This is a genomic window from Lederbergia graminis, assembly GCF_042655485.1.
Taxonomy (GTDB): domain Bacteria; phylum Bacillota; class Bacilli; order Bacillales; family Bacillaceae_C; genus Lederbergia; species Lederbergia graminis.
The window spans coordinates 88,690-114,512 of the sequence record NZ_JBHSMC010000001.1 but is presented as its reverse complement, the minus strand read 5'-3'; the positions used below and the strand labels follow the sequence as shown (position 1 = coordinate 114,512).

Sequence of the window (25,823 nt, the reverse complement as noted above, 5' to 3'; positions counted from 1 at the left end):
CATATTCGGTTTTCTTGTCAATCTTTCTATTAAAATGTAATTTTGTTGAAATATTCACGAAAGAGTCTTAAAATGAAGGAGTAGTTTTTTCAATAATTATCCGATTACATGGTTAAATATAGAGGTTCACTGAGGAGGATGGCTTATGCCAAAGTTTACGATAGTTGATAAAGATACATGTATTGCTTGTGGAGCATGTGGCGCTGCAGCACCTGATATATATGATTACGATGATGAAGGCCTTGCCTATGTAATTTTAGATGATAATACCGGTACAGAAGAAGTACCAGATATATTAGAAGATGATTTAATTGATGCTTTTGAAGGCTGTCCTACAGATTCGATTAAAGTATCTGATGAACCATTTGATGGCGATCCGTTAAAATATGAATAACAGAACAAAGCGAGCATCTATAGCGGAAATTAACAGTCAAACTTAAATATGAAATAAGAGGCTTCCAACAAGTCAAATTTTGGTGACTTATTGGGAGCCTCTTTTTTATATCGTATTATTTTTTATATTAAAATTCTTCATTAATCTACTACTTAAACGACTATATAATAGTAAGAAAAGGACGGTAACAATCAATCCCTTAATAACATTAAATGGAAGAATTGATGCTACAACATAGCTGCGTAACTGTGCATTTGTCATTGGATCCCAACCTAATAATCCAATATATGCTGGTAAAAGTACAAAATAGTTAAATACACTCATAAATACAGCCATGAAAATCGTACCAACAATTAATGAAATAAGTAATCCTTTTTTCATTTTCAAATATTTATATACGTAATACGTTGGTAATACAAATAATACACCTGCTAAGAAATTGGCTATATGTCCAATTGGAATTCCTGTAGCACTACTTGAAACGGCATAATCAATAATATTTTTGAATAACTCTACAAGTACTCCAGCTAGTGGACCAAAAAGTATTGCAGCGATTAGTGCAGGAATATCGCTAAAATCAACTGTTAAAAACGGTGGAAATGGTGGGATTGGAAATTTAATTAGCATTAATACAAAGGATAAACTGCTAAGCATTCCAATCATAACTAGTGTTTTGACATTAAACTTCTTCATGTTTCCTCTCTCCTTAGAGATTCATCTCTATTGTAGAAGAAAGGTTGACTTACTACTTATTAGCAGCCAAATAAAAACCCCCAAAAGAATAATCTTTTGAGGGAGAATAATAAGGCATACATTAATAAGCGTTCAAAACCTGCAATTTGAACACAAGACAACCTCCATCTTCTCCCATCCAGACTATACTGTCGGCTTTGGAATCGCACCAAATCCTGCTTCATCAGAAGCTCGCGGGCTTAGAAGCTATTGCTTCATCACCGCCGGTGGGGAATTGCACCCCGCCCCGAAGACGAATCATATTTTTTTATTGTACAATAGTATTATACATGACTAATTTATATTTGTGAAGTGTTAATATGAAAAAATAATGTACTTCCTAATTAAAAGTAGCTTTTTTATTGTGAAACATACTTATTTGATGCCAGTGGTACTCTCACAGGTTCTTCTAAATTGATTCCTTCCCACATTTTTGGTGTGAGATTTTCAAATTGAACAGTGTCATAACCAAATTCCATACTAGTTAATAAAATCCCTTCCAGCATTCTCATATTATCCTCTTGATTTCCTTCTGTTAAATTAAAAACTTCTTTGAAACGGATGCTTAATTGACTATTTTCAATTGCAACTTCCAATTCAACATTTTCTGGAATAAGTGAGAAATAAAAATCGCTTGGAGAAACTTTCATATCTGCAATTGCATCTAGAACATTATCTGACTCTAAATCAGCAGGAACTATATATTTATTCCCATTTTCTATTGGGTATACATAATAAGGTCTTTTTAATATGTCATTTATTTGTAATTCTGGCACTTCTCCATATTTCCCTAATTCTACTGGATTTCCATGTCCATCAGTAAATTTCACCACTTCTACATCATCGAACCTTAAATTGTATTGAAGCATTGTCATAATATGATTCTCAAATTGCTCAAAAATCTCTCTGTTACTATCATCAATTGATATGATGACCTCTTTAGAATTCCCTTCATATTTCGCTTGTTTTATCATTTCATTTAGCTTATAGAAATTAGGATTAGCTTCTTTAAGTTCTCTAGAAATATCAGCTTGTAGCGTAGATGAATTTTCCCCTTTTGGCACTACTACACTTATTGGAACAACGATTGCGTCATTTGTTAAAATTGTAGATAGATTTACTTCATTATTTGTCATATCTTCTTCATATACAGCGGTTTTTAAACTAGATGTCATAATCGACTGTTGCTGATCTGAAGTATCGAAATGTTGTACACTTTCTTTTTGTACTGCATTTTCATTATCAAGTGCTATCGATTTACCTTCATATTTTTCTAACTGCACAGAATCATTTGAACTATTATTTGATGAAAGTAAATCCTGTTGCAATAGTGTTGGTATTAATAATAAAAATAGTAAAATACCAGCTACACTTGAAAGTGCAGGAATTACTATCGATTTTCTCCGTTTTCGGACTTGTCGCCTATTTATATCACGCAATATCACATGTTCGGGGCGTTCATCTGTAATACTTGGTAGTTTCTTAAAGAGTTTAATTAACTCTTCATCTTTCTTATTACTCATAAACACTCTCCTCCTTTCCTTGGACTAGCTCCATCTTGGCTCTAAGTGCTTTCATAGCTCGATGTTGTGTCGTTTTCACTTTACTTTCTGTCCAATTAAGAGCTTCAGCGGTTTCGGAAATAGAAAAATCATTAATAAATCGCATAATTAATACTAAGCGATGATTCGTCGAACAAGAATCCAAACATTTATACAACATTTTTACTTCTTCATTTAATATTGTACTATCCTCAGGCAACGGGGATGTATCTTTTATTGATTGGCGATCCCAATCAAATTTATCATACAAGCGATCACGCCAACTTTTCTGTTTACGGAAATGATCAATTGCTACATTTTTAGCAATGGAAAATAACCATGTTTTTTCAGAACTTTTACCTTCAAATTTATCATAAGAATTCATCACTCTTATATATACTTCTTGTACTAAGTCTTCAGCCTCCTCACGGTTTTTCACCATATAGAATAAGAACTGAAATAAATCTTGATGATACTTGCTATATATGTCTTGAAACACGGAGTTCATTTATTAACCTCCCCCGTTATTAATTAGTCGTATTAGAATCAAAAAAGTTACAAAAAAGTTAAAAATGTATGTAGTTATTAATTTTGACATAATAAAACGGATTGAACAACCTTTTCAAGATTATTCAATCCGTTAATGAAAAAATATAACGATTTACAGATACTACGTATAGTTTTGTTACTCATGGAACAAGATTTCTTTACAGATTTCTACATTTTCTCTTATTGAGGTAGGTTGAAGGAGAATGTAGTTCCATTCCCTAATTTACTTTGTACTGAAATTTGCCCATTGTGTGCGTCTATAATATTTTTGGCGATAGCTAGTCCTAAACCTGTTCCTGCTCTACCTCTTGTTCTTGCTTTATCAGCTTTATAGAAGCGTTCAAAAACGAACGGAAGGTCTTCAGCTGGAATTCCAGCGCCATTATCCTGTACAGAAATATTAACTCCATTCACCGTCTTAGTAAGTGTAATAATTACATGACCATTTTCCGGTGTATAGCGAATTGCGTTGTCAATTAGGTTCGTTAGTACTTGCTCGATTCGATCAGGGTCAAGCTTCACTACTATATCATGAACTTCAAAGTTTCCTTTCAGTTCCACACCATTTTCTTTCGCAATTCCACCAAATTTATTTATGATTCGATGGAGAAATTGTTCCATATTCACTTCTTCATAATTCAAACTTAAATGTCCGGCTTCCATTCTCGCAAGGTCAAGCAGTTCATTTACAAGTCTTCCGATACGAAGCGATTCATCGTAAATAATTTGAGCTAATTCCTTTTTCTCTTCGTCTGTTTCGACAACATCATCTATGATAGCTTCACTATAACCTTGTAACATTGAAATCGGCGTCCTAAGCTCATGTGAAACATTCGATACAAAGTCAATCCGTAATTTATCCAATCTTCTTTCTTCCGTCATATCGCGTATAACGGTCACAGCTCCACGTACACTCTCTTGATTTTGAGTATAAAGTGGGCTAATGATCATTACATAATATCTTCCTTGCAGCTCTAGTTCACCTGTTTGTTCTGTTTCAGTTTCTATCGCTTTCTGCAATAATTCTGCTAGTTTGAAAGGTATTGGGCTTCCTTCTTCTTCATTTTCATAATGCCATTGCTGTAAAAAGCGATCTGCTGGTGGATTAGTAATTAATATTTCACCGCTTTGACTAAAGGTCATCACACCATCCGCCATACTACTTAAGATACTTTTCAATTGCTCTTTTTCTTGACTTAAAACGTTCATATTAATTTTCAAACGTTTTCCCATTTGATTAAAGGCAATGGCCAATTCACCGATTTCATCATGACTTAAGAATGGTACTTTCGTATCAAACTTACCTCTTGAAACCTCAAAAGCCGCTTCTTTCATCTTTCTTAATGGTAGCGTAATTCGTGTTGATAAGAAAAAAGCGAAAAATGTTGTCAATACAATAGCAATTCCAGCTGCAAGAAGAATAATTTTTGTTGTTTGCTGGGTTGTGCTTTGTAATGATGACAAAGATTGATATACAAAGATGGCTCCATTCTCATCATAGCTATTATGGAGCGGAACACCAACGACTACTAAGTTGTTATACCTAGTAATCTTTTCATCGGCTGAAACTTCTAATTCCTTTATAACTTGTTCCTTTTGTGAGAACACCTTTGAGAGGTCATTGTCCTCTATCAAGATATTAAAAGGTAATTCATTATTTGAGGTATATGGTGAGTACACGTAATCATTTTTATTGTACGCAATAATTACTCCTAAAGGTTCTTCTACTATTTCAAATATGATCTTTTCACCTTGAGTATCATTCTCATGTGATGCCATAATGCTTGATATCTTACTAGCTTGTTTTTCAAGCCCCTGCTCAATTTGATCAATATGGTATTTCTCAAAAAACTCTAATAACAAAATCGTTAGAATGATTAGAACAAATGAAACAAGAGCAAGAATAGTAAGCCATAGTTTACCTACAACGCTACGCCATAATCTCATTCATTACCTGCCTCAAACTTATAGCCTACTCCCCATACTGTTACAATCATTCCTGCTGCCTTTTCTGAGACTCGATTTAATTTTTCACGTAGTCTTTTCACATGGGTATCAACAGTACGTAAATCACCAAAAAACTCATACTGCCATACTTCTTTTAATAAATGTTCCCGATCAAATACTTTATCTGGCGATTTCGCAAGGAAATGTAGTAATTCATATTCCTTTGGTGTTAAGTTCACTTCTTGTCCATCAGCCATGACTCGATGTGCGTCATGATCGATGGAAAGATGTGGGTATACAATAATATCCCTTGCAGATGCATTAGCTGCAATAAAACCAGTTTGAGCTGATCGCCTTAATAATGCTTTAACCCTTAGTACTACTTCCCTAGGACTAAAAGGTTTTACGATATAATCATCTGTTCCAGCTTCAAAACCTTGAACTCTATTTGTTTCTTCTCCCTTAGCAGTTAACATAATCACAGGGGTTGTTTTCTCTTCTCTAAGTTCGTTACAAACCTCAATACCATCTTTACCTGGCATCATTAAGTCAAGTAAAATACAGTGATAATCATTGTTTAATGCTAATTGTAGAGCATCTTCACCATTATCTGCTTCGTCAATGACATAGTTTTCACGTTCTAAATACATTTTCAATAATCTGCGGATACGTTCTTCATCATCTACTACTAAAATCTTAATTTGCTGATCCATTACTATCCCCCCGACATACTATTATTATTATTATACTACAATATTAACAAAAGCTCTTACTTTATGGGGTTCTACTTATGCCGCATATGAATGTAATCCGGCAAGTATTAGATTGACTGCGATTAAATTAAACATCATAATACCAAATCCGATTACAGCTAACCAAGCAGATTTTTCGCCATGCCATCCTCTTGATAATCTTAAATGGAGGAAAGCCGCATAGAATAAGAATGTGATGAGAGCCCATACCTCTTTTGGATCCCAACCCCAGAACCTACTCCATGCCTCTTGTGCCCAAATCATTGCAAATACAAGAGCACCTAGTGTGAAGATTGGAAAACCAATTAGTACAGAACGATAACCTACTTCATCAAATAAATCTAAGTTTATCTTCTTGACTAGTGGTTTTAATAACGTACTAATTCTACGTCTAGTTATTAATCTTACTAACCAATAAAGTGCTGTACCAGTTAAAATAGACCAAAGGAGTGTATTAAATCGTTTAGCATCAATGATTGCCGGCATATGGATACTAGGATCTAATCTATCTTCGGTTAATAGTACACCTTCATTAGGTCCAATTAATGCAGGTAAATTATAATTTTGAACCACTTTTTCTCCATCTTTGTTAATCCATTCAAAATCAGCTTGATAATTTGCGAACGAAAATGCTGTTGAAATAATGATGAATCCCACTGTGACTACGAGAGTATACATAACAGCCTCTAGCCAAAAAGTTCTTTTACCTTTTTGTGTTGTATCTACAGCTTTTAATAAATATATAATCCCAGCTACAAAGCTAATTGCTAATATCGCTTGACCCATTGCTGCGGTTGTAACATGGATATATAGCCAATGACTTTGTAATGAAGGAATTAATGGACTAACATCGGATGGGAACATACTTGCATATGCAATCATTAACATCGCTACAACAAGTGCAAATAATCCGAGAGTATTTACTTTGTAAATAAAATAAATAATGATAAAAGCTCCAACAAGCATCATTCCGAAGAACGTTGTAAATTCAAACATATTACTTACTGGTGCATGTCCAGCTGCAATCCAGCGTAAAATAAAGTAACCGACCTGAGAAACAAAGCCGATGATGGTGATAATTATCCCAATTTTCGACCATGTATTAGGCTTATCATTTTTCTCACGATTTCTCTTATCACGAATTCCACCACCGAAAAACAAGGTAGCGATTAAATAGAGAATAAAGGAAATTTCTAAAAGATTACTGCTTGTATTAAGCAAGGTCGTCATTTGTCTTCCCACTTTCTTTACCATTTGTTTTCTCTTCTTGCTGATCCATAGGTTCTGGAATACTTGTATCTGTAATTATCTTGTTAATTTCACGCTTTAATGTATGCCAGTTTTTATTCGTATGGCCAGCAATCAATACGTCACCGTTCACTTGTTGTAACCAAATTCTTCGGTGATTCCAATATGAACCTTGAATAACACCAATCATAAAAATTGCACCACCAAGGGAAAGAATCCATAATGTTAAATCTTTCCTAACCGTCAATACCGTTGCATTTCGAGTAGACATCGATTTAAACGCCATTTTATAATCTGTTTCTCCTAGAGGCTCAACAGTTTGCTGTATTGCAGCAAAACTAACTTCCCCTTCTGGGTGCTCTGGTGAGAACATTTTAAATAAAAAGGCAGGATTATTTGGTACTGTTAAATTTGTTTGTGGTTCGCCATTCTCAGCAAATCCTGAGAAATCCGGATAATAACCCATTAATTCTAGCTTATAACCAGGGCTAACTTCGTACTCGTGCTGAGGATCGAATAAATCAATCGTAACTTCTCCAATTATTTTTTCGGATTCTTTTTCAAGAAAATTAAATGTCATTTTATGAAATTCATTTATCTTATAACTCATTTGATATAAGGCATAATTATCAAATTTTAATGGTTCATTCACCCGAATTTGAAATTCATCAATTTTTTCTAATCCTTCACTTTCACCAAGAATCATATCAGGATCTCTTTTATACAGGACAACGTCAGATTGAAAATTTTTCACAACTACTCCAGCCCGATTTATCGCATCACCAAAAACTTCTCTATCTGTTTCCGGATCATATACATCCATTGTGAACTTTTTATTTTCGAGAGCATATTCATCATTTGTACCTGGTATTGTTTTGATTTCTCCTTCACGTAACCATAACTCTTCATCGATATACATTCCTGGAACAAATCTCAACATACCACCAATAAGAAAAATGATTAATCCGATATGATTAACATAAGGACCCCATCTAGAAAAGCGCCCCTTTTCGGCGAGAATATTGCCATCTTCTTCACGAATTTTATAGCGACTTTCTTTTAAGCGTTGTTTAATTGTTGCAAAATCATCCTTCGTACTTTCTGTTGCAGCTACCCTATTAAACAATCTTTGTCTTTTCAGGAAGCCCTCATGGCGACTTACTCGCTGATTTTTTAATGCTCGGTATAGTGGAATAAAACGGTCCAAACTACAAATAACAAGTGAAACTCCAATTGAAGCTACTAATAATAAATACCACCATGATTTATATAAATCATGAAAACCTAGTAAATAATAAATAGAGCCAAATACACCATAATGTTCCGAATAATATGTATGTGGGTCAACATTAGGTGTTATATACATTATTTGTGGTAGGATTGTTCCAAGTGCAGAGGCAATTAACGTAATGATAATTAACCAGACACCAACTTTAACAGATGAAAAAAAGTTCCATATTTTATCTATTATCGTTTTATTATACGTCTGTGACCTACGTGCACTTCCTTCATAGCGCATATCATGTAAGCTTTCTTTTTTCGCTTTTTCGGTTAACGCTCTTCCACAGGATTCACATAGAATAGTACCGATTGGGTTGACATGACCACACTCACATTTTATTTCTTTCATAACTTAGTCTCCCCTTATGGCTTAATACTTTCCATCATTGCTGCAATTTTCTCCTCCGTGAGACGACCTTCCTCTATTTTAATTATTTCTCCCTCTGGGTTAATTAAAAAAGTAGCAGGTAAATTGTATATATTATAAACATCTCGTACATCACGATTTTTATCTTTTAATACTGGAAATGATAGAGGATATTTATCTAGAAATTTTTCTATGAAATAATCAGGTTCCCCTACATTGACAGCAAGAATTTCGACTCCTTGATCTTTATACACTTTATACTGGTTTTCCATATCTGGCATTTCATCTTTACAAGGCTCACAATAAGTGCCCCAAAAATTCAAGAAAATGCCTTTTCCTTTATAATCAGACAGCTCATGCCGATCACCGTTCATATCCACTAATGAAAAGTTTGGCGCTTTATCACCTACTGTCACTTTAGAATGCTTGTCTTTCGTAAAGCTCGCATATAATGTATAGGCAACCGCAATAGCCATAATTGATAATATGATGGTTCTAATAACAAGGCGCTTTTTTTTCTTGTTGGCCATTCACAAATACCCCCTAGCTGTGATTCTTATCGAATCCATTATATCATTAACGGATTTATATCCATTGTTATTGTTTTGAAGGTTATGTGAATCTTTCTAACCAAGATTTCTGCCTTCACCATTTTCAGCTAGATGACGCAATTGTTTCACTTCATGCGGAGTTAACTCTCGAAACTCACCTGCATTCAAGCCACGCAAATGTAAAAAACCATATTGCTCCCGTTTTAATTTAAGTACTGGGTGTCCAATTGCTTCCATCATTCTTCTAACCTGTCTATTTCTACCCTCCGTGATAACTATCTCAATAATTGCACTTCCTTTGCTCTTGTCGATCGATTTCAATTTAACTTTCGCAGGAGCAGTCATACCATCTTCTAGTTTTATACCTTTTTCTAATCTTCTTAACGATTCTTTAGTTGGTATCCCTTTTACTTTTGCAATATACAATTTTTGTATACCATATCGGGGATGAGCTAATAAATTAGTAAATTCACCATCATTAGAAAGAATTATTAATCCGGAAGTATCGTAATCAAGCCTTCCAATTGGATAGATTCGTTCACTAACATGTGGAAAATAATCTGTCACTACTTTTCTTCCTTTGTCATCACTTACGGCAGAGATAACACCACGTGGCTTATAAAAAAGGAAATACTTTTTATCTTCTCGACTTATAGGAATTTCATTGACTTCAATTTTATCTGAAGAGGATACTTTTGTACCAAGCTCCTTAACTACTTTACCATTAACTTTAACCTTACCTTCTTTTATCATTTCTTCCGCTTTCCTTCGGGATGTAATCCCTGCTTGTGCTATTACTTTTTGTAAACGTTCCATTTACTTCACCTCAATATTCATTATCCGGCATTTACTGTATGAATTATTACATAAGTTAGGTAAAATTCAAAGAAACAATACTTTGCATGCATAAAAAAAAGTCCAGTTTAAGAACTGAACAAAAATGTAACAATTATTATTGCTGCTGTAATTCCAACAAGATCTGCGAGTAATCCTACTTTAAGCGCATCTCCCATTTTCTTTATCCCTACTGCACCAAAATATACAGTTATTACATAAAAGGTCGTATCTGTACTTCCTTGTATGGTAGAAGCAAGTCTCCCAATAAATGAATCTGGACCATGAACCGAAATGATATCACTCATTAACCCTAATGCAGCATTTCCAGAGATTGGTCTAATTAAAGCCAATGGTACGATTTCAGCTGGAACACCGAGTATATTTAATAAAGGTCTGAACAATTGAATAAAAAAATCCATTGCTCCTGATACTCTAAAAACTGTAATTGCAACGAGCATTCCCACCAAAAACGGGATAATAGTTACAGCAATTTTTACTCCTTCCTTACCACCCTCCACGAAATTTTCATATGCAGGCTTCTTTTTTATTGCACTATAAACCAAAATAAAACCGATAATGACGGGGATGATCCATAATGAAATAAACGAAATAATTTGCATTATTTTTTCCCGCCCTTTCTCATTCTTCGATTATAGAAAAAGCGATCTATCGTAATAGCTGCTACTGTTGCACAAACAGTTGCAAGTAAAGTTGGGCCAACTATTTCTGTAGGTGACGCAGAATCGTAATTCATTCTAATTGCTATTACAGTTGTTGGTATTAGTGTAAATCCTGCTGTATTCAAGGCCAAAAATGTAATCATTGACCTACTCGCTGTTGTTTTTCCACCGTTTAACTGTTTTAATTGCTCCATTGCCTTAATGCCTAATGGTGTTGCTGCATTCCCTAACCCTAACATATTAGCTATAATATTCGACAATATGTAGCCAACAGCTGGATGATCTTTTGGTACTTCAGGAAACAATCTAACTATTAAAGGCTTAAAAAGAGAAGAAAGTTTATCTAAGAGACCTGACTCCTGAGCAATCCTCATTATTCCTAGCCAAAATACTAAAATACTAATTAAGCCAATACACAAGGTTACAGCTTCATTTGCTGATTGAAAGATTGCTTCGTTCACTTCATCCATTCTTCCATTAATAGCTGCAAAAATAAGCCCTATCACTGTCATAGCTATCCATATATAATTAATCATGGATCGCACCAATCTTTCCAAATAAAGAGTTAAACAATTTTTGCCACCATGGTAAACTATCTTCAGTATCTAATGTACGTATAAAGACTGGGAATTGTAATACCTCTTCATTTTGAAAGTATAGAACCCCAACTCCGATTTTCCCGGAAGATGTTTTATTTAATTTATTAAGATGAAGTAACTTGTATTCTATATTTACCTCATCTGTTTCCTTATCGTTTAATGGATAAAAGATAGGATCCTCAATATATATCTCTCTATTTTTTAAACCATCTACCTTTACTTTAATAGGTCCTTCTTCTAACACTTTCCTTACCGGAAAAGCAGAAAAACCATGTTCATACATATTTATGTGGTCATTCCAATCGTTACCATCATTTAATGTAACGACTATCAGCTCTGTACCATCTTTCTCAGCAGTTGTAATTAACGTTCTACCTGCTCTTTTTGTAAACCCAGTCTTACCACCTGTAGTATATTTATATTTTTTTAGCAATCTATTTTTATTTGTCCATTGTTGCATTCCACTTTCGCGTTTAAATTTATACACTTTAGTACCCGATATTTTTTTAAACTCCTCATTATTCATAGCATAGCGTGTTAATAATGCCATATCATAAGCAGTAGAATAGTGCTCTTCATGATCATCTAGCCCATGTGGATTTGCGAACACGGTATTTTCCATTCCTATTTCTTCTGCTTTCTGATTCATTAGAAATACAAATCCTTCTAAACTACCACCTACGTGTTCAGCAATAGCACGTGCTGCATCATTTCCAGATCTAAGCATTAAACCATAAACTAAATCCCTTAACTTGATTTTCTCTCCTACTTGAAGATATATGGAAGAACCCTCTGTATATACAGCCTCTTTACTAACAGTTACAAGTTCGTCCATTTTTCCTGATTCAATCGCTAGAATAGCTGTCATTACTTTTGTGATCGATGCTATTCGGTGTACTTCATGAGGATTAGTTGCATATAATATCCTGCCAGAATCCTGCTCCATTAATACAGCACCAGAAGCACTAACATTAAACGCAGAGCTTTCCTTCGCAAAAACAAGATTGTATAGCAAAGTTAAAACAAGTGTAGATATGATCATGAATGTTATATTTTTTCTACCTCTCATACTCTCGCCCCTCTAAATGCACGTTCACCCTTTACATGAAAAGGTATTTGTACAAGTCTATGCATGTACACCTTTGATATGAATAAAAAAAATGTCGGGATTATCTCCCGACACTTGTAATTTACTTCTCTATATGTTCATTAAACTTCTCAAAAAATAAATCTGTTTCATCCTGAAACTCATCTTCCTCCAACTTGGTTGGAATTTCCGGAAGTTCTTGCAAATTTTTCAATCCAAAATAATCTAGAAACTCATTGGTTGTTCCATATAACTTTGCTCTTCCAGTTCCTTCTGCTCTACCGACTTCCATGATTAATCCTTTAGATAATAATGTATGGATGGGACGTTCTGTTTTCACACCACGTATTTGTTCAATTTCTTGTCTTGTTATTGGTTGTTTATAAGAGATAATCGCAAGTGTTTCCAGACTTGCTTGTGAAAGTGTAGATACACTAGGATTCTCAACGAGCTTCTTCAAATAATCACTTAGTTCTTTCTTTGTTGCAAGTTGATATGTTTCCGCTAGCTCTATAATCGTAATTCCTCTAGAGGTATCATAATCATACATTTCCTTTAATTTGTCTATTAGAGTAACTGTCTCTAATTCACTGATATCCATTGCAGCACTTATTTGTACTACAGATAAGCCTTCATCGCCTGCTGCAAACAATAAACATTCCAATATTCCTAGCAATTTAGCTTCTTCCAACCTGAATACCTTCCTTTCGATTCGACAAATAAATATCACCGAATGTCCCATCTTGTTCGACAATAATTTCGTTACGTTTCATTAATTCAAGCATTGCCAAGAAGGTAATAACTAAATAACGCTTATCATTCAGTGGAAAAAAATGAAAAAATGAAAGTTTAACATCAGACTTTCTAAGTTCTTCTAATATTTCTGTCATCCGCTCATCAATAGAAATATCTTTATTTGTAATTTTTGTCGTTAAAGGTTTTTGTAATTTTTTTCTTCTTAATAATTTATGGTAAGCACCTAACATATCAAATATGGTTACATCCATTTGAAGAGAATCTATCTGATTAGCATCGACATACGGAGATAAATCTACTGGTGGCTTTGTGTACATCAAGCTTCTTTCTTTTTCTTTCTCTTTTAAATTCTTCGCTGCTTCCTTATATTTTTTATATTCTACAAGCTGTTCTACTAACTCATCACGAGGATCTTCCTCTTCAAAAAATTGTTCCTCTAGATCATCTTCTTCATGATTTGGAAGAAGCATTTTACTCTTAATAGCCAGTAGAGTAGCAGCCATTACAAGGTATTCACTAGCTACATCTAATTGAAATTCTTTCATTGCATGTATATATACTAAATACTGTTCCGTTATTTCTGCCATTGGTATATCGTATATATCAATCTCTAGTTTATTAATTAGATGAAGTAATAAATCAAGAGGTCCTTCATAGGCCTCAATTTTCACGTTATATTCCATCTTCATTCACCAAATTTCAAACAATATTAAGGGCACACCAATATGCTATACCTTATAGGCATAGAGCTACAGATAGATGCATATTAATTGTGTTATCCCTTAAATAAAGATAATTTTCCACTCTTAATCATATAACAGTTAGAATGGAAAATGAAGAAAAACTGATACAAAAAGACAAAAAACGACATTTAGATTATTTATCGTTATATGCTATGATAGTATTTTAACTGAATGCTTTTTGGTTGGGAGTTGAAATTTTGAAATACCCGTTAGCTTATATAGAGTATTTGTATTATTTTCACATAGATAGAGATTACTTCGAATGTCATGAAGTATTAGAATCACATTGGAAGAATAACGGAAAAGAACGTACATCCATATGGGTTGGTCTAATACAAATTGCAGTTAGCTATTACCATTACCGCCGTGGGAATAAAATAGGTGCAATCAAAATGCTAAATAAGTCTCACCTATTATTATCATACAAAGAAAAAGAGATAGAAGAACTCGGGTTGAACTATAACGAATTAATGCGAAAGCTAGAGAGAAGCCTTTTAGATTTGCAAGAGAACTTGCCATATAGAGCAATCACCTTGCCAATAAACAATCCTATATTAATGCAAAAGTGCTTAGATTACAGTAATAATTCCGCTATTCATTGGTTTGATGAAATCGATGAAGCTCCATATGAAATTATTCATAAGCACAAATTACACCGAACAAAAAATTATGTATATGCTTCTAGGTAAAATTTTAAAAGCTCAGAAGGAAATTATTCTTCTGAGCTCTCATCGTCATTATGAAAATTACATTTTTCAAAAAAAGGTACTGTAAAATCTGTAGGGTAAATCTTCTTCCCTTCAAAGATTCCTTTTAAGGAATGGAGCATATTCTTCCCTATTCCTTCATGGCGGTGTGATGGATTAACAGATATATGGTGCACTTCCACTTGATCTTCTAACATGCGGACACCAATTAGTCCTGTTATAGTAGTATCTTCTGCTTTCCATAAAAAAAGCTGCCATTCTGGATCTGTCTCGTATTTTTTCATTGTAGATTGGAGTACTTTTAAATCTTTCTCATTAGGCATGAAAGATAAAAGCCCCATAGCGATCTTTTCAAAGTTTTTCTTATAACGTATTAACATAATATTGATCCCTCGTTTTTTCTTTTCCCCGTGGTTGCAAATTACATGTATCTTTCATTCTGAGGTAAAATAATCACTCGCCTTACATGGATCACTAAGAAAATCAATTCTTGGATGATTAGCGATTAGGTGCAACAAACAGCCAATAACCAAATCCCCATAGTATTGTTATGATGAAGATCAAAATAAATAAAAGTAAATTTTTGTTACGCAATGAAAAGTAACACCCCTTAGTCTACAATAAGCAATAAAATGGATATTGTGACTTAATATGTATCATTGTACCGAGATTTTTGTATTTTAGCAAATGTATCGTAAAAAAGTAAAAAAACCGTAATTATTACCACGTATATTTTGTCGAAAAATAGATTTTATGGAACTGACTCGAAGCTGTCCATAATTTTGACACTGATTTCTTCATATTATTCCATCACCGAAAAAAAACTGCAGGCAACTCATTAAAATCGAGTTTCCTACAGTTTGTACCCGTAATTATATACGGGTTTTCTCATTAAGTGGAAGATCAAGTCTTAGTAAATCTTCATATGTTTCACGTTTTACAACAAGCTGAGCATGACCATTCTCAACAAACACCACCGCTGGTCTTGGGATACGGTTATAGTTATTTGACATCGAGTAACCATATGCGCCCGTACAAAAAACTGCTAATATATCATTTGATCCTGCTTCTGGAAGTGGTAAATCCCAAATAAGCATATCTCCTGACTCACAGCATTTTCCAGCAATTGATACCGTTTCTTGTGGTTTTTCATCTGCTCGATTTGCAAGAACTGCCTCATATTTTGCATCATACAATGCTGGTCTTAAATTATCTGTCATCCCACCATCAACAGCGAGATACTTTCTTACATTTGGTACTTCTTTACTTGAGCCAACGGAATATAAGGTTGTACCTGCATCTCCTACAAGTGATCTACCTGGCTCAATCCAAATTTCAGGCATAGGTAAACCTAATGTCGTTGTCACATTCTTAACTTCTGCAATCATCGCTTGCACATATTCAGAAGGCTCTAATGGTGTATCGTCTTCCGTATAGCGAATTCCAAATCCACCACCTAGATTTAACACCTGTGGTAAAAATCCAATGGTTTCATTCCAAGCAGCTAATTTTTCAAGTATTTTCTTCGCAGCTAAAATAAAGCCAGTTGTTTCAAAAATTTGCGAGCCAATGTGGCAATGAAGCCCTAGAACATTTAAGTAATTACTTTCTAATGCCATTTTCAACGCTGCTTCTGCTTGACCATTCGCTAAATCAAATCCAAACTTAGAGTCTTCTTGACCAGTTAGAATATAATCGTGTGTATGAGCTTCAATGCCAGGGGTAACCCTAATTAAAATGTTCACTTTTTGCTCACGTCTTGAACAAATATCATTTAATAAGTGAAGCTCGTGGAAATTATCCACAACAATGCAACCGATTTGATAATCTAATGCCATTTCTAATTCAGTTTCACTTTTGTTATTACCGTGAAAATGAATTTTTTCGACAGGGAATTCAGCTTTAATAGCAGTATAAAGCTCTCCTCCTGACACAACATCAAGGGATAAACCTTCTTCTTTAATTACTTGTAACATTGCTACAGTTGAAAAAGCCTTACTTGCATATGCAACTTGAGCTTTTACCCCTAATTGTTCGAATGTTTTTTTAAATCCTTGTGCCCTTTGTCTGATTAGTGCAACATCATACACATATAATGGCGTTCCGATTTGCTCTGCAACTTCGACCATATCTTTCCCGCCAATTTCTAAATGTCCATTCTCATTGATTGTTGCAGTTCCGTATAAATGCATTATTCTCCCCCTATTTTGGCTACACAACCGTCCTCCGGAAAATATAATCCTACCCATTGGTTATACGCACAAATACGTTCGATTGCTCCTCGTTTTTTCAAAAGAAAGACACTATGATAAGTGTCTTTCTTTTTTTGTGTAATAAACTTTACCATACTATTAAAAATTGCGCAATTACTTCTCCGATTTAGGAGGTTGGCGATATCTATCCTGCGGATGTACAATACTCGGGCGGAGTAATGCTCCAGGAACAGCTCTTCTAAAGATGATATGCGTAAATGCGGCAGGATGGAATGGTAAAAGCGGCCATAAATATGGTGCGTCTAAAGGACGTAAATGAGCTAAATAGATAATGAAAATTGTTGCACCGATTACTAAGCCTGGTCCATGAAAGATCGCTACTAGTACTAATAGAAACATCCGAACTATTTTATTAGCAACACTTAGTTCATAACTTGGAGTAGAAAACGTACCTACTGCTGCGACGGATACGTATAAGATAACTTCTGAATTAAATAAACCAACATCCACTGCTATTTGACCAATTAACACCGCAGCAATTAAACCCATTGCGGTTGATAATGGTGTTGGTGTGTGTATAGCTGCAATTCTAAGAAATTCTATTCCAAGGTCGGCTAATAACAATTGAACTACTAATGGTATTTCTGATTGTTCATTTGGACCAATATACGCTAATGTATCAGGTAACATAGTTGGTTGTAATACAAATAGAAACCATAAAGGCAGAATAAATATAGATGCCCATATCCCTAAAAATCTAGTCCATCTAACAAATGTACCCACTGTAGACGATTGCCGATATTCTTCTGCATGTTGGACATGATGAAAATAAGTAGTGGGGGATATGATGACACTTGGAGATGTATCTGTATAAATTAATACATGTCCTTCTAATAAATGAACAGCTCCTACATCAGCTCTCTCCGTATACCTAACGAGTGGAAATGGATTAACTCCCTGCTTCATTAAATATTCCTCTAATGTCTTATCTGCCATCGATATACCGTCAACATCTATTTCCTCAATTTCTTTTCTAATCTTATCAACTAGACGTGGATCGGCAATACCATCAATATACCCGATTGCAACATCTGTTTTTGACCTTTCACCAACTTTAAACATTTCAAACCTTAATCGTTCATCCCGGATCCTTCTGCGAGTTAAAGCTGTATTAACAATAATATTTTCTACATATCCATCTCGCGAACCGCGGATAACTTTCTCTGTATCAGGCTCTTGTGGAGTTCTACCTGGATAAGAACGAACATCGACAATGAACGCCTTCTCATCCCCTTCAATAACAACAGCAATTAGACCTGATAAGACTTGGTCTACTAGCTCATCTGTTGTCTTTACTTCCTCTACAGAATAGTGAAGTAAACGATTTTCCACAATTTCATGTATTTTTGATGTTGGTCGTTCATGATCATTTAAATTGACTAACTCTTTAATGATTTCTAGCACGTACAACGTATCTACTAGTCCAGTTACAAAATAAATATGGATATCCTTTTTTAATACTACTAATTTTCTTACCCCAACATCAAAACTTGTTCCAAGCCCAATTCGTTCTTTAAAGTATTGTTCTAGATTATCTAGATCCTTATCGATTTTTCGTGCTGTAATCTCTTCTTTGCTCATCGTTTCTTCTCCCTTTCCAGGTTAATAACGATAATCATACTGGTTTTTGTGAATCAATCTTTAGTATGCTGCAATTTCTTGCAATCATTCAAAAAAAAGAACACATGGCACCTACTAGGTATCCATGTGTTCTTTCATTTGCTCTAATATTTTCTTTTCTAACCGTGAGACCTGAACTTGGGATATACCGAGACGGGCAGCAACCTCCGATTGTGTTTGATCCTTATAATATCGGAGGTACACAATTAAACGTTCTCGTTCATCTAACCCCCTGATTGCTTCTTCTAGAGCGATCTTATCAAACCATTTATGTTCGTTTTGATCTGAAATTTGATCTATTAAAGTAATTGGATCACCATCGTTTTCATACACTGTTTCGTGAATGGAAGCGGGCGTTCTGCCTGCATCTTGTGCCATAATTACTTCTTCGCGTGATACCTCTAAAAAATCAGCAATTTCACTAATTGTCGGAACTTTTCCGTCTCGCTTTGCAAGTTCATCCCGAGCTTTCCTAATTCGATTGGATAATTCTTTTAAAGATCTACTTACTTTTACTGTCCCATCGTCACGAATAAAGCGTTGAATTTCACCTATAATCATTGGAACTGCATAGGTAGAAAATCTCACATCGTAAGATAGATCAAATTTATCAACCGATTTTAATAAACCTATACTGCCTATTTGAAACAAGTCATCTGGTTCATATCCACGGTTTAGGAAACGTTGTACGACAGACCATACGAGTCTAACATTCTTCTCTACAAGAATATCCCTCGCTTCTTGGTCACCTTCCTGACTCCGTCTTATATATTCTTTCACTTCGGCATCTTTTAGAAAGCCCTTATCTGTATCTTTTTTAAGTTCCACATCCATAGGCGCGGCTCCTTAATTACATAAAGCTTTTTTTTTCGTTACATATTTTATTAAACGAATCGTGGTGCCTGACCCAGGGTGTGATTCTACTTCCAGTTTATCCATAAAATTTTCCATAATCGTAAAGCCCATACCTGAACGCTCTAAATCTGGCTTGGTAGTAAATAATGGTTGCCTTGCTTCCTCAATATCTGCAATACCGACACCATTATCCCTAATAATGAGATCTATCATATCATCATCAATTGTTACAGAAATATATACAATACCAGCCGGATTTTGTTCATAGCCATGAATGATGGCATTTGTTACGGCTTCTGACACAACTGTTTTTATTTCTGTTAATTCATCCATGGTTGGATCCAATTGGGCGATAAACGCTGCAACCGTTACACGTGCAAAAGACTCATTTTGACTTAAAGCACTAAATTGAATCTGCATTTCATTTCTCATATTATGCAACCCCCAATCTTTCTAAAGCAAATTGTTCTGATGTTTCCAGTCTAATTATCTTAAACAATCCGGACATTTCAAACAATCTTTTAACTGGTGGGGTGATTGCACATACAACCATTTCGCCTTCTCTTAATTTAATTTGTTTGTATCTACCAAGTATTACTCCCAGACCTGAGCTATCCATAAATGATAACTTTTCTAAATTCAAGACGATGTGATGAATATCAAATTTTTCAATTGCATCCGTTACTTCCTTACGAAGTTGTTCCGAAGCATGATGATCTAGCTCACCTTCTAGTCGAACACATAGAACATCTTGTTTTACTTCTAAATCAATTGTAAGACTCACTACACATTAGCCTCCTCGCTCTTAAGGTATAGTGAGTCAATTCTACTTTAAGTAGGTGAATTCCTTCTTAAAGACAAAACTAGAAGTAATTCGTCATTATTTCCTATTTTATTTGCGTAAATAAACCGAATGAACGCTTAAATAGTTGCCACCATTTTGCCTTTTCTACGTCATTTTTTGCATATAATGGTGTCTCCACAAGGACCTTTTCATTGTTTTTTATAATTAGAGTCCCTACTTTATCGCCTTTTTTAATAGGTGCTTTTAGTGATTTGTCTAATTCAATATCTTTCGTTAGCTTATCTAGTTTCTCACCTTTTTTAGTTAAAACGGAAATAGGCTCATCGGTAACAGCTTCCACTTTTTTTTCTGCACCTTTACTTACCTTAACAGTACCTAAAGATTCTCCTTTTTTATGCACTGGATGTGTAGCATATTGAGAAAAAGAAAAATCTAGCATTTTAGAAATTTGCGCATTTCTACTTTTAGAAGTTGGTGCCCCAAATACAACTGCAATTACACGCATATTATCCTTCTTTGCTGTAGCGGTTAAACAATACATTGCATCTCTTGTAAAACCTGTTTTCAAACCGTCAACACCAGGATAAAATTTAACAAGTTTATTCGTATTAACTAACCAGAATTCTTTCTCGGTATCTTCACGTAAATAAGACTCATACATTTTCGTAAACTCTGTTATTTCTTCATACTTTAATAATTCCTTCGCCATCATTGCAATATCATAAGCGGAACTGTAATGACCTTCAGCAGAAAGACCATTCGTGTTCTTAAATTGTGTATTTTCTAGTCCTAGCTCTTTTACTTTGTCATTCATCATCGCAACAAATGCCTCTTCACTTCCAGCAATTTTCTCAGCTAGTGCAACAGAAGCATCGTTTGCAGATGCAAGGGCAATTGCCATAAGTAACTCTTTAACTGTCATTTCCTCGCCAGGCTCAAGAAAGATTTGTGATCCACCCATAGAGGCTGCATTTTCACTAGTTGTCACTTTCTCATCATAAGAAAGTTTACCACTATCAATTGCCTCCATAATTAGTAGCATTGTCATTATTTTTGTCATCGATGCTGGGGGTAATTTTTCATGAATATTTTTATCATATAAAATGGTTCCAGTATCTCTCTCAATAAGAATGGCTGACTTTGAATCTTCCGAAAGTTCTACTTGATTACTTTGTTTTTCCTCGGCTATTACAGATTGCGAAAATACAGCTAGAATCATAAACATACTAATGAATACACATGTTATTCTTTTCACACTAACCCCTCCAATAATATCCTTCTCTTACGGAAATGTTTTCCATAGCCCCATTTTCTCCAGACTAACTTTATTTATACAAAAAGGCATGAAAAAAAGCCGAAGAAGAATCTTCAGCTTTTGTATTTTACAATTAAAGTTCTTTCACGATACCTTCAATTAATTGGAGAAAGTTAGTTCGAACTTTTTCAGTTGTTTCTATTACTTCGTCGTGAGAAAGCGGTTGGTCTAATATTCCTGCTGCCATGTTGGAAATACATGATATTCCGATAACACTCATACCAGAATGAACAGCTACAATTACTTCAGGCACAGTTGACATACCAACTGCGTCCCCTCCTAGCGTTCTTATCATTCGCACCTCTGCAGGCGTTTCATAAACTGGACCCGTATTTCCTACATAAACACCTGTTTGGACATTTATCTTAAGATTGTTTGCAACATCTTTCACTAACTGTATATGTTCTTTATTATATGCATTTGACATATCTGGAAAACGAACGCCGAATCTCGATTCATTTGGTCCAATTAGGGGATTGCCTCCCATATTATTGATATGGTCGGTAATAATCATTAAGTCTCCAGGTTGAAACTGTTCATTTACCCCTCCTGCTGCATTGGTAATAATCACATCTTCCACACCTATAGCCTTCATCACACGAACAGGGAAAGTGACCTCGTTAAATGAATAGCCTTCATAATAATGAAATCTTCCTTGCATCGCTATAACTTCTTTTCCCATTAATGTTCCCATTACTAGTTGACCTGCATGTCCCTCTACAGTTGACAACGGGAAATGAGGGATTGTTTCATAAGGAATTTTAACAGGTTGCTCTATTTTATCTGCAAGTACTCCTAAGCCAGACCCGAGTATTAGGGCAACTTTAGGAGAACCTGAATATTGTTTGCGTATATATGTTGCAGCTTCATTTATTCTATCTAACATTATGCATTCCCCTTTATACCAAATCTGTTAAAAAGCTTGTTCCGGCACCTTGCCAAGATACGTTAAAATTATGTGCAATTGTAGCACCAACATCCGCAAATGTTTGACGTAACGGTAATTCATTACCATTATCAAATTTTTTCGAATAAATTAGTAACGGTACAAATTCTCGTGTATGATCTGTGCCGTGATGTGTTGGATCATTTCCGTGATCTGCTGTAATGATAAGTAAATCATCATCATGTAGACTCTGCATTATCTCTGGAACTCTAGCATCAAATTCCTGCAATGCTTCTCCATATCCAATTGGATCACGTCTATGGCCATATAAGGCATCAAAATCCACCAAATTCACAAAGCTAAGACCAGTAAAATTAGAGTTCATGACCTCCAATAACTTGTCCACCCCATCCATATTTGAAACTGTTCGAATCGCTTTTGTTACCCCTTCACCATCATAAATATCGTTAATCTTTCCAATCGCAATTACCTCTAATCCTGCATCTTGTAACTCATTCATAACAGTTCTACTAGATGGTTTTAAAGCGTAATCATGACGGTTGGAAGTACGTTTAAAGTTACCTGGCTCACCAATAAAAGGGCGCGCAATAATTCTTCCTACTTTATATTCTTCCGCTAATGTTAACTCACGTGCCTTTTCACAAATCCGATATAATTCATCAATTGGAACTTCTTTCTCATGGGCAGCAATTTGTAGTACGGAATCAGCAGAAGTATATACAATCAATGCACCAGATTCCAAATGCTCTTCCCCAAGTTGTTCAATTATCTCCGTTCCACTTGCAGGTATATTACCAATAATGCTTCTGCCAGAGAATTGTTCAATTTCTTTCAATAATGAATTAGGAAAACCATCTGGGAATACTTTAAATGGTTCTGTTGTAATTAAACCCATTATTTCCCAATGACCCGTCATCGTATCTTTTCCGTTCGATGCTTCTTGCATCTTTGTATAATACGCTATTGGTGTTTCTACTGTTTCTATCCCTTTAATTTTTTTTATGTTGGAAAGCCCAAATTTTTCGAGATTCGGCATTTTGAGCCCATTCATTTTTTCTGCAATATGTCCAAGCGTATCGGCGCCTTCATCATTAAATTGCTTTGCATCTGGAGCTTCGCCAATACCGACAGAATCCAATACAATTAAATGGACTCTGTTAAACTGCTTTTGTTCCATCAACTGCTCCTCCTTCATTAAGATACCATTATCATACCCTGTTAACGAAGAGTTAACAGGGTAATTTGTCAGTTCTTTTATTAGGCGCGTGGATGATATTGGGCATACACATCTTTCAACCTTGTTTTTGACACGTGAGTGTATATTTGAGTAGTTGATATATCAGCATGTCCAAGCATTTCTTGGACGGAGCGTAAGTCCGCTCCATTTTCAAGTAAGTGGGTAGCAAAGGAATGTCTTAACGTATGTGGAGTAAGATCTTTTTCAATATTTGCTTCTGCGGCTAGCTTTTTAATTATTTTCCAGAACCCTTGTCTTGTGAGACGATTACCGTGATGGTTTAAAAATAATGCTTCTGTTTTATGTTTTGCGGAGCGTAATTTTGAACGTGAGGAATGTAAATAATTCTCAATTGCTTTTGCGGCAATATTTCCAATTGGAACGATTCTTTCTTTGTTTCCCTTCCCAATACAACGTACAAAACCCATCGTTAAATGTACATGCTCCAAATCAAGATTAATTAGTTCACTTACCCGTATTCCTGTAGCATAAAGAAGCTCTAGCATTGCTTTATCTCGTATCCCAAACGGAGTAGTTTCATCTGGTGTATTCAGTAACAATTCTACTTCCTTGAAATTCAGAACCTTCGGCAATGTTCTTTCCATATGAGGTGTCTCTATATGCACGGATGGGTCTTGATCAACAGCCTTTTCTCTTAACAAAAATTGATGAAATGCTCTGATAGAGGCTATGTGTCGAGCTACTGTTTTAGCCGACTTCCCTTCTTGTTTAAGAAAAGCTAAAAAATGAACAATGTGAATACGACTAACATCATTCAATGTTTGGATTTCTTCCACTTGCTGTAAATATTGTAAATAGCGTTTTAAGTCTCTTTCATAAGAAATAATCGTATTATGAGCTAACCCCTTTTCCACCATCATAAAATGAATGAAATCTTGCAATCGATCTTGCATCTATACCCTACTCTCCATTCTGATAAAAAAGCAAGAGCCGAGAAAACCAATCATTCCCTTCGTTCTCAATTGGTTGAAAAGCTTTCACTGCTTTACCCTCTGGCTCATCATAACGCTTATAATTTTGGTATTCTTGATTTATCCACATAATACCATAATAGAAGAGGATCGTGCATCCAATAAACAATATTAGAATTCGAAAGGTCTTAAAAAAAGTCTTAAATATGTTTTTCATTATAATCATCCCTTTTGAAGGCATTGTTTTATGTATGTTAAAGATAAATTCTTCCTTTACCATCATATGTCCAGCTTGTCTTTTATTATTCATGCGGAACGATATTTTTTATAAAAACATATAAAAAACCTTTTCTATCGAGGTAAACATTGAAATTTAGTGGTAGACAATTTATATATGAGGACAATTATTTAGATAAAAATGAAAAACTGTCTTCATAAAGATGAGTAAAGTAACAGCATCCCTATGATTCCATAGGGTGTTCGCCATACCTCATCGAACTCTATGGCTACTAAAAAACAAAATCTTTATATCAAAAAAGACCGTAGGCAACTCGATTTCATCGAGACTGTCTACGGTCTAGTAATGTTAATTGATCATTCATTTTCTGATTTATCTTCAGTCTTATCATGGCAGCGCCAGCAAATTCCGTGAAAGGTTAAACGATGGTCTTTAACTTTAAAATTCCAGTCGCGTTCCACAATCTTCTCTACATCTTCAAGTAAGTCTTCTTGGATTTCATCAACTGCACCACACTCTATACATACTAAATGATGATGAAAATGTGCTGCGCCTTCTTTCCGTAAATCGTATCTTGATACTCCATCACCAAAATTAATTTTGTCAACTACTTTTAATTCTGTTAATAGTTCTAATGTTCGATATACTGTAGCAAGACCTATTTCAGGTGCTTTATCTTTTACAAGCATAAAGACATCTTCTGCACTCAAATGGTCTTCTTCGTGTTCTAATAGAACTCGGACCGTGGCTTCACGCTGAGGAGTAAGTTTGTAACTTCCGGAATGTAATTGTTTTTTTATTCTATCAATTCGACTTTCCATTCTATATGTATCCTCCCTTGCCACTATCCCCTTCATTATATCAGATTGA

At 34.9% G+C, this 25,823-nt stretch carries 28 protein-coding genes and 1 riboswitch; of the genes, 2 read left to right on the top strand and 26 right to left on the bottom strand.

The genetic code is table 11. The features are described 5' to 3' along the window. Positions 1-145: 145 nt before the first annotated feature. Positions 146-394, top strand: a complete 249-nt coding sequence (locus tag ACFPM4_RS00640; protein WP_144919718.1) for a ferredoxin — start codon at positions 146-148, stop codon at positions 392-394. Positions 395-499: 105 nt separating this feature from the next. On the opposite strand, the gene ACFPM4_RS00635 is transcribed toward ACFPM4_RS00640, so the two are convergent. The 14 genes from ACFPM4_RS00635 to ACFPM4_RS00570 form a co-directional block, all read right to left on the bottom strand. Next, a complete protein-coding gene (locus ACFPM4_RS00635; RefSeq protein WP_144919717.1) occupies positions 500-1,087 on the bottom strand; it encodes an ECF transporter S component in 588 nt (195 codons plus the stop codon). Positions 1,088-1,249: 162 nt separating this feature from the next. Next, positions 1,250-1,385, bottom strand: a riboswitch (FMN riboswitch). A 100-nt stretch (positions 1,386-1,485) separates the two neighbouring features. Next, positions 1,486-2,649, bottom strand: a complete 1,164-nt coding sequence (locus tag ACFPM4_RS00630) for a hypothetical protein (protein ID WP_382346493.1) — start codon at positions 2,647-2,649, stop codon at positions 1,486-1,488. Then, the gene (gene sigX, locus ACFPM4_RS00625; RefSeq protein WP_382346490.1) at positions 2,642-3,175 is read right to left on the bottom strand and encodes an RNA polymerase sigma factor SigX; all 534 of its coding nucleotides are present in this window, start codon (positions 3,173-3,175) and stop codon (positions 2,642-2,644) included. Before sigX ends, ACFPM4_RS00630 begins: the two co-directional genes overlap by 8 nt. A gap of 221 nt (positions 3,176-3,396) precedes the next feature. After that, the gene (locus ACFPM4_RS00620) at positions 3,397-5,163 is read right to left on the bottom strand and encodes an ATP-binding protein (RefSeq protein WP_382346487.1); all 1,767 of its coding nucleotides are present in this window, start codon (positions 5,161-5,163) and stop codon (positions 3,397-3,399) included. Beyond that, the gene (locus ACFPM4_RS00615) at positions 5,160-5,876 is read right to left on the bottom strand and encodes a response regulator transcription factor (RefSeq protein ID WP_144919713.1); all 717 of its coding nucleotides are present in this window, start codon (positions 5,874-5,876) and stop codon (positions 5,160-5,162) included. The genes ACFPM4_RS00620 and ACFPM4_RS00615 overlap by 4 nt, the downstream gene beginning before the upstream one ends. Positions 5,877-5,951: 75 nt before the next feature. Beyond that, positions 5,952-7,136 carry a c-type cytochrome biogenesis protein CcsB gene (gene ccsB / locus ACFPM4_RS00610; RefSeq protein ID WP_144919948.1) on the bottom strand — a complete coding sequence of 395 codons (1,185 nt, stop codon included), beginning with the start codon at positions 7,134-7,136 and terminating at the stop codon, positions 5,952-5,954. Next, positions 7,129-8,793, bottom strand: a complete 1,665-nt coding sequence (resB, locus tag ACFPM4_RS00605; protein ID WP_382346482.1) for a cytochrome c biogenesis protein ResB — start codon at positions 8,791-8,793, stop codon at positions 7,129-7,131. The genes ccsB and resB overlap by 8 nt, the downstream gene beginning before the upstream one ends. Before the next feature lie 14 nt (positions 8,794-8,807). Then, positions 8,808-9,341 (bottom strand): thiol-disulfide oxidoreductase ResA, encoded by a 534-nt coding sequence (gene resA, locus ACFPM4_RS00600; protein ID WP_144919711.1) that lies wholly within the window; start codon positions 9,339-9,341, stop codon positions 8,808-8,810. Positions 9,342-9,437: 96 nt separating this feature from the next. Beyond that, positions 9,438-10,178: a pseudouridine synthase gene (locus tag ACFPM4_RS00595; RefSeq protein ID WP_144919710.1), complete on the bottom strand. Its 741-nt coding sequence runs from the start codon at positions 10,176-10,178 to the stop codon at positions 9,438-9,440. A gap of 107 nt (positions 10,179-10,285) precedes the next feature. Beyond that, positions 10,286-10,819: a spore maturation protein gene (locus ACFPM4_RS00590; RefSeq protein WP_382346477.1), complete on the bottom strand. Its 534-nt coding sequence runs from the start codon at positions 10,817-10,819 to the stop codon at positions 10,286-10,288. Beyond that, a complete protein-coding gene (locus ACFPM4_RS00585; protein ID WP_382348097.1) occupies positions 10,819-11,415 on the bottom strand; it encodes a nucleoside recognition domain-containing protein in 597 nt (198 codons plus the stop codon). Before ACFPM4_RS00585 ends, ACFPM4_RS00590 begins: the two co-directional genes overlap by 1 nt. Beyond that, a complete protein-coding gene (locus ACFPM4_RS00580; protein WP_382346474.1) occupies positions 11,408-12,547 on the bottom strand; it encodes a D-alanyl-D-alanine carboxypeptidase family protein in 1,140 nt (379 codons plus the stop codon). The genes ACFPM4_RS00585 and ACFPM4_RS00580 overlap by 8 nt, the downstream gene beginning before the upstream one ends. Positions 12,548-12,668: 121 nt before the next feature. Further along, positions 12,669-13,256, bottom strand: coding sequence for an SMC-Scp complex subunit ScpB (gene scpB / locus ACFPM4_RS00575; RefSeq protein WP_382346471.1), 588 nt, complete (start codon positions 13,254-13,256; stop codon positions 12,669-12,671). Next, entirely contained in the window at positions 13,243-14,004 is a 762-nt protein-coding gene (locus tag ACFPM4_RS00570; RefSeq protein ID WP_186324607.1) for a segregation/condensation protein A, read from the bottom strand. Before ACFPM4_RS00570 ends, scpB begins: the two co-directional genes overlap by 14 nt. A 257-nt stretch (positions 14,005-14,261) precedes the next feature. Between ACFPM4_RS00570 and ACFPM4_RS00565 the strand changes: the two genes are divergently transcribed. Next, positions 14,262-14,753 carry a DUF309 domain-containing protein gene (locus tag ACFPM4_RS00565; protein ID WP_186324606.1) on the top strand — a complete coding sequence of 164 codons (492 nt, stop codon included), beginning with the start codon at positions 14,262-14,264 and terminating at the stop codon, positions 14,751-14,753. 23 nt (positions 14,754-14,776) lie between these two features. On the opposite strand, the gene ACFPM4_RS00560 is transcribed toward ACFPM4_RS00565, so the two are convergent. The 12 genes from ACFPM4_RS00560 to fur all read right to left on the bottom strand — a co-directional run bounded on the left by ACFPM4_RS00560 (position 14,777) and on the right by fur (position 25,774). Next, the gene (locus tag ACFPM4_RS00560) at positions 14,777-15,151 is read right to left on the bottom strand and encodes a GNAT family N-acetyltransferase (RefSeq protein ID WP_144919704.1); all 375 of its coding nucleotides are present in this window, start codon (positions 15,149-15,151) and stop codon (positions 14,777-14,779) included. A 492-nt stretch (positions 15,152-15,643) separates the two neighbouring features. Then, complete coding sequence (gene lysA, locus ACFPM4_RS00555; RefSeq protein WP_382346466.1) at positions 15,644-16,963, bottom strand: diaminopimelate decarboxylase; 1,320 nt, start codon at positions 16,961-16,963, stop codon at positions 15,644-15,646. 174 nt (positions 16,964-17,137) lie between these two features. After that, a complete protein-coding gene (locus ACFPM4_RS00550; RefSeq protein WP_144919702.1) occupies positions 17,138-18,625 on the bottom strand; it encodes a spore germination protein in 1,488 nt (495 codons plus the stop codon). Between the two features lie 114 nt (positions 18,626-18,739). Beyond that, positions 18,740-19,498, bottom strand: coding sequence for an RNA polymerase sporulation sigma factor SigF (gene sigF, locus ACFPM4_RS00545; protein ID WP_144919701.1), 759 nt, complete (start codon positions 19,496-19,498; stop codon positions 18,740-18,742). Positions 19,499-19,510: 12 nt separating this feature from the next. Beyond that, positions 19,511-19,951 (bottom strand): anti-sigma F factor, encoded by a 441-nt coding sequence (gene spoIIAB / locus ACFPM4_RS00540; protein WP_144919700.1) that lies wholly within the window; start codon positions 19,949-19,951, stop codon positions 19,511-19,513. Position 19,952: 1 nt separating this feature from the next. Beyond that, complete coding sequence (spoIIAA, locus tag ACFPM4_RS00535; protein WP_144919699.1) at positions 19,953-20,303, bottom strand: anti-sigma F factor antagonist; 351 nt, start codon at positions 20,301-20,303, stop codon at positions 19,953-19,955. A 103-nt stretch (positions 20,304-20,406) separates the two neighbouring features. Next, on the bottom strand, positions 20,407-21,549 hold the full coding sequence (locus tag ACFPM4_RS00530) for a D-alanyl-D-alanine carboxypeptidase family protein (RefSeq protein ID WP_144919944.1): 1,143 nt from the start codon (positions 21,547-21,549) through the stop codon (positions 20,407-20,409). A gap of 163 nt (positions 21,550-21,712) precedes the next feature. Then, on the bottom strand, positions 21,713-22,525 hold the full coding sequence (locus ACFPM4_RS00525; protein WP_382346462.1) for a purine-nucleoside phosphorylase: 813 nt from the start codon (positions 22,523-22,525) through the stop codon (positions 21,713-21,715). Between the two features lie 13 nt (positions 22,526-22,538). Further along, positions 22,539-23,723: a phosphopentomutase gene (gene deoB, locus ACFPM4_RS00520; RefSeq protein WP_382346459.1), complete on the bottom strand. Its 1,185-nt coding sequence runs from the start codon at positions 23,721-23,723 to the stop codon at positions 22,539-22,541. A gap of 80 nt (positions 23,724-23,803) precedes the next feature. Then, positions 23,804-24,697: a site-specific tyrosine recombinase XerD gene (gene xerD, locus ACFPM4_RS00515; RefSeq protein WP_144919696.1), complete on the bottom strand. Its 894-nt coding sequence runs from the start codon at positions 24,695-24,697 to the stop codon at positions 23,804-23,806. A 7-nt stretch (positions 24,698-24,704) separates the two neighbouring features. Then, a complete protein-coding gene (locus tag ACFPM4_RS00510; protein ID WP_382346455.1) occupies positions 24,705-25,025 on the bottom strand; it encodes a YqzK family protein in 321 nt (106 codons plus the stop codon). A gap of 284 nt (positions 25,026-25,309) precedes the next feature. Further along, positions 25,310-25,774, bottom strand: a complete 465-nt coding sequence (gene fur / locus ACFPM4_RS00505; RefSeq protein ID WP_144919694.1) for a ferric iron uptake transcriptional regulator — start codon at positions 25,772-25,774, stop codon at positions 25,310-25,312. Positions 25,775-25,823: the final 49 nt, after the last annotated feature.

Excerpts from the sequence above, each read along its gene's own strand:
- ACFPM4_RS00595 (WP_144919710.1), bottom strand. The coding sequence starts at position 10,178 with ATGGAACGTTTACAAAAAGTAATAGCACAAGCAGGGATTACATCCCGA.
- sigX (WP_382346490.1), bottom strand. The coding sequence starts at position 3,175 with ATGAACTCCGTGTTTCAAGACATATATAGCAAGTATCATCAAGATTTA.
- resB (WP_382346482.1), bottom strand. The coding sequence starts at position 8,793 with ATGAAAGAAATAAAATGTGAGTGTGGTCATGTCAACCCAATCGGTACT.
- fur (WP_144919694.1), bottom strand. The coding sequence starts at position 25,774 with ATGGAAAGTCGAATTGATAGAATAAAAAAACAATTACATTCCGGAAGT.
- ACFPM4_RS00510 (WP_382346455.1), bottom strand. The coding sequence starts at position 25,025 with ATGAATAATAAAAGACAAGCTGGACATATGATGGTAAAGGAAGAATTT.
- spoIIAB (WP_144919700.1), bottom strand. The coding sequence starts at position 19,951 with ATGAGAAATGAAATGCAGATTCAATTTAGTGCTTTAAGTCAAAATGAG.
- ACFPM4_RS00530 (WP_144919944.1), bottom strand. The coding sequence starts at position 21,549 with ATGTTTATGATTCTAGCTGTATTTTCGCAATCTGTAATAGCCGAGGAA.
- resA (WP_144919711.1), bottom strand. The coding sequence starts at position 9,341 with ATGGCCAACAAGAAAAAAAAGCGCCTTGTTATTAGAACCATCATATTA.
- ACFPM4_RS00585 (WP_382348097.1), bottom strand. The coding sequence starts at position 11,415 with ATGATTAATTATATATGGATAGCTATGACAGTGATAGGGCTTATTTTT.
- sigF (WP_144919701.1), bottom strand. The coding sequence starts at position 19,498 with ATGGATGTGGAACTTAAAAAAGATACAGATAAGGGCTTTCTAAAAGAT.
- ACFPM4_RS00525 (WP_382346462.1), bottom strand. The coding sequence starts at position 22,525 with ATGTTAGATAGAATAAATGAAGCTGCAACATATATACGCAAACAATAT.
- ACFPM4_RS00560 (WP_144919704.1), bottom strand. The coding sequence starts at position 15,151 with ATGTTAATACGTTATAAGAAAAACTTTGAAAAGATCGCTATGGGGCTT.
- ACFPM4_RS00635 (WP_144919717.1), bottom strand. The coding sequence starts at position 1,087 with ATGAAGAAGTTTAATGTCAAAACACTAGTTATGATTGGAATGCTTAGC.
- ACFPM4_RS00590 (WP_382346477.1), bottom strand. The coding sequence starts at position 10,819 with ATGCAAATTATTTCGTTTATTTCATTATGGATCATCCCCGTCATTATC.
- ACFPM4_RS00640 (WP_144919718.1), top strand. The coding sequence starts at position 146 with ATGCCAAAGTTTACGATAGTTGATAAAGATACATGTATTGCTTGTGGA.
- ACFPM4_RS00615 (WP_144919713.1), bottom strand. The coding sequence starts at position 5,876 with ATGGATCAGCAAATTAAGATTTTAGTAGTAGATGATGAAGAACGTATC.
- ACFPM4_RS00620 (WP_382346487.1), bottom strand. The coding sequence starts at position 5,163 with ATGAGATTATGGCGTAGCGTTGTAGGTAAACTATGGCTTACTATTCTT.
- ACFPM4_RS00580 (WP_382346474.1), bottom strand. The coding sequence starts at position 12,547 with ATGAGAGGTAGAAAAAATATAACATTCATGATCATATCTACACTTGTT.
- deoB (WP_382346459.1), bottom strand. The coding sequence starts at position 23,723 with ATGGAACAAAAGCAGTTTAACAGAGTCCATTTAATTGTATTGGATTCT.
- ACFPM4_RS00630 (WP_382346493.1), bottom strand. The coding sequence starts at position 2,649 with ATGAGTAATAAGAAAGATGAAGAGTTAATTAAACTCTTTAAGAAACTA.
- ACFPM4_RS00570 (WP_186324607.1), bottom strand. The coding sequence starts at position 14,004 with ATGGAATATAACGTGAAAATTGAGGCCTATGAAGGACCTCTTGATTTA.
- lysA (WP_382346466.1), bottom strand. The coding sequence starts at position 16,963 with ATGCATTTATACGGAACTGCAACAATCAATGAGAATGGACATTTAGAA.
- xerD (WP_144919696.1), bottom strand. The coding sequence starts at position 24,697 with ATGCAAGATCGATTGCAAGATTTCATTCATTTTATGATGGTGGAAAAG.
- ACFPM4_RS00550 (WP_144919702.1), bottom strand. The coding sequence starts at position 18,625 with ATGAGCAAAGAAGAGATTACAGCACGAAAAATCGATAAGGATCTAGAT.